The organism is Amycolatopsis ultiminotia, from assembly GCF_039536925.1.
GTDB lineage: Bacteria > Actinomycetota > Actinomycetes > Mycobacteriales > Pseudonocardiaceae > Amycolatopsis > Amycolatopsis ultiminotia.
In genome coordinates, this window is sequence record NZ_BAAAZN010000042.1 from 1 (window position 1) to 11,841 (window position 11,841).

Below are 11,841 nucleotides of genomic sequence, written 5' to 3' on the forward strand. Positions count from 1 at the left end.
CACCACCAGCCAACGCCAAATCACATTCACCCGACCGCAACGCCTGCACAGCCAAATGCAAAGCAACCAACGACGAAGAACACGCCGTATCAACAGTGACCGCCGGACCCTCCAAACCCAACGTATAAGAAATCCGCCCAGAAAGAACACTGCCAGTGTTACCGATGATCAGGTAGCCCTCGCTGCCGTCGTCTCCGGCCATGACGGAGCCGTAACCGGACGGCGCTGCACCCGCGTACACGCCGGTCGCGGTCCCGCGCAGCGACTCCGGGTCGATTCCCGCCTGCTCCAACGTCTCCCAGGTGACCTCCAGCAGGAGCCGCTGCTGCGGATCCATCGCCAGCGCCTCGCGCGGACTGATCCCGAAGAACCCGGCGTCGAAGTCGGCTACGCCACGGAGGAAGCCGCCTTCGGCCACGTACGACGTGCCGGGATGGTCCGGGTCGGCGTTGAAGAGGCCCTCGGTGTCCCAGCCGCGGTCGGCGGGGAAGCCGGAGATCGCGTCACCGCCCGAGGCCAGGAGGTCCCACAGCGCGTCGGGGCTGTCGATCCCGCCCGCGTAGCGACAGCCCATGCCGACGATCGCGATGGGCTCCGTCGACACCTCACGGCTTTGCGTGACCACCGGCGCAGCCGCACCGAAGACGCGTTCGACGATCTCCTTCGCCAGCACCATCGAATTCGGATAGTCGAACACCACAGTGGACGGCAACTTCAGCCCGGCCGCCGCACCGATCCGATTCCGCAACTCGACCGCGGTCAGCGAATCGAAACCCAGCTCACGGAACGCCCGCGTCGCCGGCACGTCCTCCGCCGAGGCGTGACCCAGCACCGCGGCAGCGTGCCCGCGGACCAGCTCGGTCACCACCCGCAGGCGCTCCGGTCCGGTGAGGACGGTCAGCTTCGCCGCCAGCTCACCGGTCGCCTCCTCGGCAACCGCGACCGGTTCACTCGGCTGCGCCTCCGGGATCAGCTCCAGCAACGGCCGTTCCCGCGCCGCGGTGAACACCGGCGCGAACCGCTCCCACTCCACATCCGCCACCGCCAGGAACGTCTCGTCGTCGTCCAGCACCTGACCCAGCGCAGTCAACGCGCGGTCGGGGTCGAGGAAGTTCATCCCCTGGCGCAGCAGCTTGGCCGGGGTGACGGTGCCGGGATTGGTCTGGTCGGCGGCCGCGTTCACCGCATCCCAGTCCCGGGTATCCCAAACCCCCCAGGCGATCGACGTACCCGGCAGGCCGCGGGCGCGGCGGTCTTCGGCGAGGGCGTCGAGGTGGGCGTTGCCCGCAGCGTAGGCGCCGTGGTCATTGCTGCCCCAGGTCGCGGCGATGGAGGAGAACAGCACGAACGCGTCCAGGTCGAGTCCGGCGGTCAGCTCGTCGAGGTGCCGGGCGCCCACCGCCTTCGCGCCGAGAGACGCGGACAAGCCGTCGACGTCCGTCTCGTCCAGCGGCGTGACGTACACGGTGTTCGCCGCGTGCAGCACGGAAGTCAGCTCCGGCCCGGTCCCGGCGATCCGGTCGAGCAGCCCGGCGACCTGGTCGCGCTCGGCGACGTCGCAGGCGAGCACGTCGACGCCGCTGCCCGCCACCGCCAGGTCCGCGGCCAGCGTCGCCACCCCCGGCGAGGCCGGGCCCGAACGCCCGGCGAGCACCAGCCGCTCCGCGCCACGACCGGCCAGCCAGCGGCCGACATACCCACCGGTCGAGCCGGTGCCACCGGTCAGCAGCACCGTGCCGCGGGGTACCCAGCGCTCCGGGCCCGAGCGGTATCCGGCCGCGCGGACCAGCCTTCGCGCGAGCACTCCGGCGCCGCGCAGCGCGACCTGGTCCTCACCACCGGACAGCACCGCGCACAGCCGTGCCGCGGTGCGTTCGTCCCAAGTGGACGGAAGATCGATCAGGCCGCCCCAGCGGTCCGGGTGCTCCAGACCGACCACGCGGCCGAGTCCCCACGCCTGGGCCTGCTGCGGGTTCGTGAGCAGATCACCGGGCCCGGTCGACACCGCGCCGCGGGTGAGGATCCACAGTGGAGCGTTGCTTCCCAGGTCACCGAGGGCCTGGACGAGGTGCAGGTTCGCAGCTGTCCCGGCGGGCACGCGCGGGTGGTCCGGCAGCGGCGTCTCGTCGAACGCCAGCACCGAAACGACCCCGGCCGGTTCGAGTCCGGCCAACGCGACGGCCAGCCCTTCGCGGTCGGCCACCGGGATGGTGACCACCTCCGCACCCCGGTCGACCAGTGCACGCACGCAGTCCTCGTCCGCACCGACGACGACCCAGGTCCCGGACAGCCGGGTGTTCTCCGGTTCCGGCACCGCGCTCCAGCTCACGCGGTAGCGCCAGTCGGCCACCGCGGATTCGGCCCGCTCCCGGCGTCGCCAGGACACCAGTGCGGGCAGCACCTCGCCGAGCGCGCGGTCGTCGACCTCCAGCGTTTCGGCCAGCTCACGCAGATGCCCGTGCTCGACGGCGCTCCAGAAGCCGGACTCGGCAGTGTCCGCCGCCGATGGCGCGGCCACCGCGGGCTGCGGCCAGAACCGCTGCCGCCGGAACGCATGGGTAGGCAGCTCCACCTGCTGCCCGTGCAACACAGTCGTCCAGTCGACGGGCACACCCTGGGTGTAGGCCTCCGCGAAGGAAGTGAGCAGCCGGTCGGCGCCACCGTCGTCGCGACGCAGCGTGCCGGTAACTACGGGCTCGTCGAGGGTGTCCGCGATAGCGCCGGTCAGCACCGCATGCGGAGAGGCTTCGACGAACACCGAGTGCCGCTCACCGGCGATCCGGATGGCACGCTCGAACTCGACCGTCTCGCGGAGACTCGCGAACCAATACTCCGCATCCATGGTCGGGTTCCACTCACCACTCATCGACGAGACCAGCGGCACCACACCCTCGCGCGGCTCGATACCCTGCAAGTCATGGATAATCGCGTCCCGCAGCTCATCCACCTGCGCCGAATGTGACGCATAATCCACCGACACCATCCGAGTACGCACACCCGCACCATCCGCGCTGTCCGCAAGTTCCTGAAGCGCTTCGGGATCACCACTGACCACCGTGGACACCGGACCATTCACCGCAGCCACCGAAACCCGGTCGCCCCACGGCTCAATCCGTACCCGCACCGCATCCGCCGATTCCGCAACCGACAACATCCCACCACGACCCGCCAACGCCGTGAGAGCCCTGCTGCGCAAAGCAACCACCTTCGCCGCATCCCCCAACGACAAAACACCTGCCACCACAGCCGCCGCAATCTCCCCCTGCGAATGACCCACCACCGCATCCGGGCACACACCCGCAGCCCGCCACACCTCCGCCAACGACACCATCACCGCCCACAACGCCGGCTGCACCACATCCGCACCCACCAACTCACCAGACAACGCCGCATCCACATCCACATACGGCGCCAAAGCATCCCGACACTCAGCCAACCGGCGCGCAAACACCGGAGACACCACAGCCAACTCCCGACCCATCCCAACCCACTGACTACCCTGACCCGGAAACACAAACACCACGCGGCCCGCCCCGCCGGACGGGACCATCCCGGTCACCACGCCGGTTCCCGGCTGTTGCGTGGCGACCGCGGCCAGCCCGGCCGCCAGCTCCTCCCGGCTGTTCCCGAGCACCACCGCACGGTGCTCGAACGCCGACCGCGTCGTGGCCAGCGACCAGGCGACGTCCGCGGCCTCCGCACCCGGTCCCAGCACGAACTCCCGCAGCCGCCCGGCCTGCGCCGCCAGTCCGCTCGGCGAGCGCCCGGACACCGGCCACGCCGTGACCGACCGTGCCAGCACGATCGTGCGCTCGGCCGGTTCGGCCGGTTCGGCAACCGGCGCCTGCTCGACGATGACGTGCGCGTTGGTCCCGCTGATCCCGAACGCCGACACACCCGCCCGCCGAGGCCGCTCACCCGCGACCCACTCGACCTCCTCCTGCAGCAGCCGGACGTCCCCGGCGCTCCAGTCGACGTGCGGCGAAGGCTCGTCGGCGTGCAACGTCCGGGGCAGCACGCCGTGCCGAAGTGCCTGCACCATCTTGATCACGCCGGCGATTCCGGCTGCGGTCTGGGTGTGGCCGATGTTGGATTTGACCGAACCCAGCCACAGTGGCTCGGACCGGTCCTGCCCGTAGGTCGCGAGCAGCGCCTGTGCCTCGATCGGGTCGCCAAGCGCGGTGCCGGTGCCGTGCGCCTCGACCGCGTCGACATCCTTTGTGGACAGTTGGGCATCGGCGAGCGCAGCGCGGATCACGCGTTGCTGCGACGGTCCGTTGGGGGCGGAAAGGCCGTTGGACGCGCCGTCGGAGTTGGTCGCGCTGCCGCGGATCACGGCCAGCACAGGGTGGCCGTTCCGCCGTGCGTCGGAAAGGCGCTCCAGCACGATCATGCCCGCGCCCTCACCCCAGCCGATGCCGTCGGCACCGGCGGCGAATGCCTTGCACCGTCCGTCGGCAGCCATGCCCTGCTGCTTGGAGAACTCGACGAACGAACCCGGCGTGGACAACACCGCCACGCCACCGGCCAGTGCCATCGAACACTCGTCCGAGCGCAGCGAGCGGACCGCCAGGTGCAGCGCCACCAGCGAAGACGAGCACGCCGTGTCGACCGTGACCGCGGGGCCTTCGAGGCCGAGCGTGTACGAGACGCGGCCGGAGATGACGCTGATCGCGTTGCCGGTCAGGAGATAGCCCTCACCGCCGGCATCGTTGCCGACCAGGTTGGCTTCGTAGCCCGACGACGACGCGCCCGCGAACACGCCGGTCCGCGAACCGCGCAGCGAATGCGGGTCGATCCCACCGCGCTCCAAGGCTTCCCACGACACTTCGAGCAACAGCCGTTGCTGCGGGTCCATCGCCAGCGCTTCGCGCGGGGAGATGCCGAAGAACGCGGCGTCGAAGTCGGCAACGTCGTGCACGAACCCGCCCTGGCGCGCGTAACCGGTATCGGCGTCGGCCCAGCCGCGGTCGGACGGGAAGCCGGAAACCGCGTCGGTACCGGACACGACCAGGTCCCACAACCGGTCGGGCCCGGTGACCCCGCCCGGGTACCGGCAGCCCATGCCGACCACGGCGATCGGCTCGTTCTCCCCGGATTCGAGCTGCTTGACGCGTTCGCGGGTCTGGTAGAGGTCCGCGGCCAGCTTCTTCAGCGCGCCGAGCAGCTGCTGGTCATCTGCCATCACGCCATCCCCAGTTCGTTGTTGATGAAGTCGAGGACCTCGTCGGCGGAGGCCGTCTCGAGCCGGCCGGTGACGGCCTCCTCCGGCGGGCCCGCGCGACCGTCCAGCCACTTGGACAGCACGGTCCGCAAGCGCGCGGTGACGTCCGCACGCAGCTCACTGCCCTCGGGGATGCCCTCGAGGGTCGTTTCCAGGCGGTCCAGGTCGGCGAAGACGGGCTCGCCCTCGGCGTCCCCGTACAGCTCGCTCCCCAGGAATCCGGCCAGCACGGCCGGGGTCGGATAGTCGAAGACCAGCGTCGTCGGCAGCGTCAGTCCGGTCGCCGCGGTGAGCCGGTTGCGCAGGTCGACCGCGGTGAGCGAGTCGAAACCCAGCTCGCGGAACGCCCGCTCGGGCTCGACCGCGTCGACCTCGGCGTAGCCGAGTACGGCCGCTGCCTCGCCGCGGACCAGCTCGGTCAGCACCCGCTCCTGCTCCCCGCGCGGTGCACCGTTCAGCCGCTCGGCGAGGCCCGCACCGGCTGCGGAAGCCGTTTCCGGCAAGGGTTCGACCGCGGCTTCCGGCAGTGTCGACAGCAGCGGGCTCGGCCGACGCAGGGTGAACGCAGGCGCGAACGTGCTCCAGTCGACGTCCGCGACAGTCACCGCGCTTTCGCCGCCGTCGAGCACCTGGCCGAGTGCGCGGACCGCGAGCCGCGGGTCCATCGTGCGCAGGCCGAAGCGGCGCAGCTGCTCGCCGGTTTCGCCACCGCCGAGTCCACCGCCACCCCAGAGTCCCCAGGCCACCGACGTGGCGGCGAGACCGCGGGCACGGCGGGACTCGGCGAGGGCGTCGAGGAACGCGTTCCCCGCGGCGTATCCGGGCTGGTAGCTGCTGCCCCAGGTCGCGGCGCCGGAGGAGAACAGGACGAATGCATCCAAGTTCTCGGTCAGTTCGTCGAGGTGGACGGCACCGGCGATCTTCGCCTCGGTGACGTCCGCGAGGTCGGCCACGGTGGTGCCTGCCACCGGGCCACCACCGCCCGCGCCGGCCGCATGCACCACGGCCGACAACGCGGGCCCGGTCGCGGCGATCCGGTCGAGCAGCCCGGCGACCCGGTCGCGCTCGGCGGTGTCGCACGAGACGACATCCACCGTGGTGCCGTTCCCGGCGAGGTCCGCGGCAAGGTCGGCGACGCCGTCCGCGCCGGGCCCGGAGCGGCTGGTCAGCACGGCGCGCACGGTGGCCCTCTCGGTCAGCCAGCGGCCGACGTGCCCGCCGACCGCACCGGTGCCGCCGGTCACCAGGACTGTGCCACGCGATATCCACGGCGCGGCCGGACGCGGCTTCGGGGCGTGTACCAGACGACGGGCGAGAATCCCGCCTGCCCGCACCGCGACCTGGTCCTCGGCGCCGGTGAGCACCGTGCACAGCCGGTCCGCGACCCGCTCGTCCCACGTGGGCGGCAAATCGATCAGCCCGCCCCAGCGCTCGGGGTGTTCCAGGCCGACGACCCGGCCGAGGCCCCATATCTCGGCCTGCCGCGGGTTCGGCGACTCCTGCGGGCCGGTCGTCACGGCGCCGCGGGTCAGCACCCACAGCGGTGCGTCGATTCCACGCTGCACCAAGGAAAGCGTGTCGGCGAGCCCGCGCGGGACGATCGGGTGGCCGTCGCTCGGGGCGTCGTCCAGGGCGAGCACGGACACCACTGCCCGCACGTCCTCGGGCGGCACTGCCAGGTCAGCCGGGCGCACCTCCGCCCCGCGGGCGGTGAGGGCCGCCGCGATCTCCGGGGCGTCACCGGCCAGCAGCCAGGTGCCGGACAACGTCGCGGGCTGCTCGGGCACGGTGGCCCAGGTGATCCGGTAGCGCCAGCCGGTGACCGCGGCCTCCTCGCGTTCCCGGCGCCGCCAGCGGGCGAGCGCCGGGGCGACCGCGCCGAGGCTCTGCTGGTCCACGGCCAGCGCGTCGGCGAGTCCGTCCAGGTCACCGTGCTCGAGCGCGGCCCAGAAACCGGACTCCTCGTCGCTTTCGCCGGTCACGCGTGGCTCGGGCCAGTAGCGCTCGCGCTGGAACGCGTAAGTCGGCAGGTCGACGAAACCGCCCCCGGTGACCGCATGCCAGTCGACTCCGACGCCGCGCGTGAATGCCTCCGCGAACGAGGTGACCAGCCGTTCGGCGCCGCCGTCGTCACGACGCAGGGTGCCGACCGCGACCGGGTCGCCGAGAGTGTCCACGATCGCGCCGGTGAGGACGGCGTGCGGAGAGATCTCCAGGAACGCGCCGTGCCCGGTCTCGCCGAGTGCCCGGACGGCCCGTTCGAACTCGACCGTCTCACGGAGACTGGCGAACCAGTACTCGGTGTCCATCACCGGGTTCCACTCGCCGCTCATCGCCGAGATCAGCGGAACCGCAGCCTCGCGCGACTCGATTCCCTGCAGCACCTGGACAATCTCGTCTCGTAGTTCGTCGACCTGTGCGGAGTGCGAGGCATAATCCACCGGCACCATCCGCGTGCGGGCGTCGGTCCGCTCGGCGAGTTCCCGCAGTGCTTCGGGATCACCACTGACCACAGTGGACTGCGAGCCGTTCACCGCGGCCACCGAAACCCGACTGCCCCACGGCTCGATCCTGGTGCGCACCGCATCTGCGGGCTCGGCGATGGACAGCATCCCGCCACGACCGGCCAACGCCGTAAGTGCCTTGCTCCGCAGCGCCACGACCTTCGCCGCATCCTCCAGCGAAAGAATCCCCGCCACCACAGCCGCCGCGATCTCCCCTTGGGAGTGACCCACGACTGCGTCCGGGCGAACACCCACCGCTTCCCACACCGCCGCCAGCGACACCATCACCGCCCAGAGCGCGGGCTGCACCACATCCGCACCCGCAAGCTCACCCGCCAGCGCCGCATCCAGATCCAGGTAGGGCGCCAACGCCGCACGGCATTCGGCCAGCCGGGCCGCGAACACCGGCGAGACCTCGGCCAGTTCCCGGCCCATCCCGAGCCATTGGCTGCCCTGCCCGGGGAACACGAACACCGTGTGCCCCGGCGTACCCGCGATCCCGGTGACCACGCCCGTGCCGGGCCGGCCGGTCGCGACCGCCGCGAGCCCGGCCACGTCCGGCACCACCGCACGGTGTTCGAACACCGGCCGCGTGGCGAGCGACCACGCCACGTCGGCGGAATCCTGCCCGGGGTGCGCAAGGACGTGTTCCCGCAGCCGTCCCGCCTGGGCCGCGAGCCCGGCTGCGGTGCGGCCGGAGAGGACCCACGGCGTCACGCCGGTCACCACCGGTGTCCGAGGCGCGGGTGCCTCGGCAGCGGGTGCCTCCTCGACGATAACGTGCGCGTTGGTCCCGCTGATCCCGAACGCCGAGATCCCGGCACGCCGTGGCCGGTCTCCCACCGGCCACTCGGCCTCGTCCTGCAGCAGGCGCACCGCTCCGGACGGCCAGTCGACGTGCGTGGACGGTTCGGCGGCGTGCAACGTCCGCGGCAGACGCGAGTGCTGCAACGCCAGCACCATCTTGAGCACGCCCGCGACGCCGGCCGCGGTCTGCGCGTGACCGAGGTTGGACTTGACCGAACCCAGCCACAGCGGCTCGGACCGATCCTGGCCATAGGTGGCGAGCACGGCCTGCGCCTCGATCGGATCGCCCAGCGAGGTGCCGGTACCGTGCGCCTCGACCGCGTCGACCTCCGAAGTGGACAGTCCGGCGTTGGCCAGTGCCGCGCGGATCACGCGCTGCTGCGACGGGCCGTTGGGGGCGGAAAGGCCGTTGGACGCGCCGTCGGAGTTGATCGCGCTGCCCCGGACCACGGCGAGGACACGGTGGCCGTTGCGCTGTGCATCGGACAGTCGTTCCACGACCAGCATCCCGGCGCCTTCGGCCCAGCCGGTGCCGTCGGCGCTGTCCGCGAAGGCCTTGCACCGGCCGTCGGAAGCGAGGCCCTGCTGCTGGGAGAACTCGGCGAACGCACCCGGCGTGGCCATCACGGCAACACCACCCGCGAGCGCCAGCGAGCACTCGCCCGACCGCAGCGCCTGCGCCGCGAGGTGCAGCGCAACCAGCGAAGACGAGCACGCGGTGTCCACCGTGACCGCCGGGCCTTCCAAGCCGAGCGTGTAGGAGACGCGGCCGGAGATCACGCTGCCCGCGTTACCGGTGAGCAGGTAACCTGCTGCACCCGCGGTGCCGGTCATCAACTCGCCGTAGCCGGAAGCCGAAGCGCCCGCGAACACACCGGTCCGGGTGCCGCGCAACGCGTGCGGGTCGAGGCCGGCACGTTCCAGCGCTTCCCACGAAACCTCGAGCAGCAGCCGTTGCTGCGGATCCATCGCGAGCGCTTCGCGCGGGGAGATCCCGAAGAACGCCGGATCGAATTCCGTGGCGTCGTAGACAAAACCGCCGCGGTGCGCGTAGGGCGACGAGGCGTCCTCCGCGACCGCCCAACCACGGTCGACCGGGAAGCCGGCAACCGCGTCGGTGCCGGACGAGAGCAGGTCCCAGAACTGCTCGGGGCCGGTCACGCCACCCGGGTAGCGGCAGCCGATGCCGACGATCGCGATGGGCTCGTCGGCAGCCGCCGCGACGGCCGCTTCCGCGACGTCGCCGCTTTCCTGCACGCCGAACAGCTCGGTGCGCAGGAAAGCGGCGAGGGCAGCGGGAGCTGGGTGATCGAACACGAGCGTCGCCGGAAGCCGCAGGCCGGTCGCCGTGGTCAGGCGGTCGCGCAGTTCGACCGAGGTCAGGGAGTCGACGCCGAGGTCGCGGAACGCGCGGTCGGCCGGCACCTCGCCGAGCCCGTCGTGACCGAGCACCGCGGCGGTCTCCTCGCGGACCAGTGCCACGAGCCGGCGGTCACGCTCGGCGCGCGGCAGTCCGGCCAGTGCCCGGCCCAGCTCGCTGTCGCCGCCGGCCGCCTCTTCGGTCGGCACCGAGAGCGCCTGCACGACCTCGGGCAGATCGCTCAGCAGCGCGCTCGGTCGACGCAGGGTGAACGTGGGGGCGAAGCGAGCCCAGTCGACATCGGCAACGGTGACGTGGTGCTCGCCCGCGTCCAGAACTTGCGCGAGCGCGCGGATTGCCTGCTGCGGTGGCATCTTCCGCAAACCACGGCGACGCAGCGTCTCCCCAGCCTCGCCGACGCCCATGCCCCCGCCGTCCCACAGTCCCCACGCGATCGAGGTCGCCGAGAGGCCGCGGGCCCGCCGGTCTGCAGCAAGGGCGTCGAGGAATGCGTTGCCTGCGGCGTAGCCGGGCTGCAGGCCGCTGCCCCAGGTCGCGGAGATCGAGGAGAACACCACGAACGCGTCGAGGTCGCCGGTCAGCTCGTCGAGGTGCCGCGCGCCGAGGATCTTCGCAGCAGTCACGTCGGCGTGCTCGGCCACGTCGGTTTCGGCCAGCGGGGTGGCCTGGCCGATGCCCGCGGTGTGCACGACCGCGGTCAGGTCGTCGATCCGGCCGACCAACGCGGCGACGTCCGACCGGCACGTGATGTCGGCGGCGAAAACCTCCACCGCAGTCCCGCGGCCGGCCAGTCCGGCGGCCGTGGCGATCGCCGCGGCAGGCCCGGAGCGGCTGGTCAGCACCACCCGCGGCGCGGCCCGGCCGGCGAGCCAATGGACCACGTGCCCGGCCAGGCCGCCGGTTCCGCCGGTGACCAGGACGCTGCCACGGGGCTGCCACGGCGGGTGCGCGGCCGGCGCGGGCGCGTGCCCGAGACGGCGGGCCAGCAGCCCGGACGCGCGCACCGCGACCTGGTCCTCGCCGAGGCCCGCGAGCACGGCGCACAACCGGTCCGCGGCTCGTTCGTCCACAGTGGATGGCAGGTCGATCAGGCCGCCCCAGCGGTCCGGGTGTTCCAGTGCGGCGACCCGGCCGAGACCCCACACCTGCGCCTGGTCGGCGGAAACCCGTTCACCGTCGAGCCCGGCCGCGCCGCGGGTGACGACCCACAGCGGCGCATCGTGCCTGCGGATCAGGTCGAGTACGTCGGCAATGCCCGCCGGGACCGTCGGGTACTCGGCGTGCGGGGTGTCGTCGAAGGCGAGCACGATGCCGGTCAGTTGGTCCGGGGTGGCGGCCGTGACCACGTCGGCGCCGTGCGTGGCCAGCGCAGCGGCGAGGTCCGGGGCGGCACCGACCAGCAGCCAGGTGCCGGACAGCGTCGCGGCGGTTTCGCGGACCGGCACCCAGGTGCTCCGGTAGCGCCAGCCGGTGAGGACCGCGTCGTCCTGCTCACGACGGTGCCAGGCAACGAGGTCGGGCAGCAGTTCGCGGAGCGGACGGTCGGCATCGAGGGCGAGTGAGGTCAGGTCTCCGGACTCGGCGGCAGCCCAAAAACCCGAGTCGGCCGCGGTGGTCCGCACCGACCGCTCCGGCCAGAATCGGTGACGGCGGAAGGCGTAGGTGGGCAGCTCGACTGTGCGTCCACTGAGGACGGTGGTCCAGTCGAGCGGCGCGCCGTGCACGTAGGCGCGGGCGAGGCCGCCGCGCACGGCGTCGGCAGCCGGGGTGTCCTTGCGCAGCAAGGGCACGAATACGCCGTCGGGCAGCACTGCCGGGCCCATCGACGACAGCGTGCCGTCCGGCCCGATCTCCAGAAACACCGAAACACCCTGCGCAGCCAACGACTCAACCGCATCACCAAACCGCACCGCCTGACGAGCCTG

At 71.9% G+C, this 11,841-nt stretch carries 2 protein-coding genes; both read right to left on the bottom strand.

The features are described 5' to 3' along the window. Window positions 1-5,185, bottom strand: a 5,185-nt coding sequence (locus ABD793_RS42310; RefSeq protein ID WP_344869508.1) for a type I polyketide synthase, incomplete at its 3' end; no start/stop codon positions are given. Beyond that, complete coding sequence (locus ABD793_RS42315; protein ID WP_344869510.1) at window positions 5,185-11,778, bottom strand: type I polyketide synthase; 6,594 nt, start codon at window positions 11,776-11,778, stop codon at window positions 5,185-5,187. The genes ABD793_RS42310 and ABD793_RS42315, both read right to left, overlap by 1 nt. Between the last annotated feature and the right edge of the window lie 63 nt (window positions 11,779-11,841).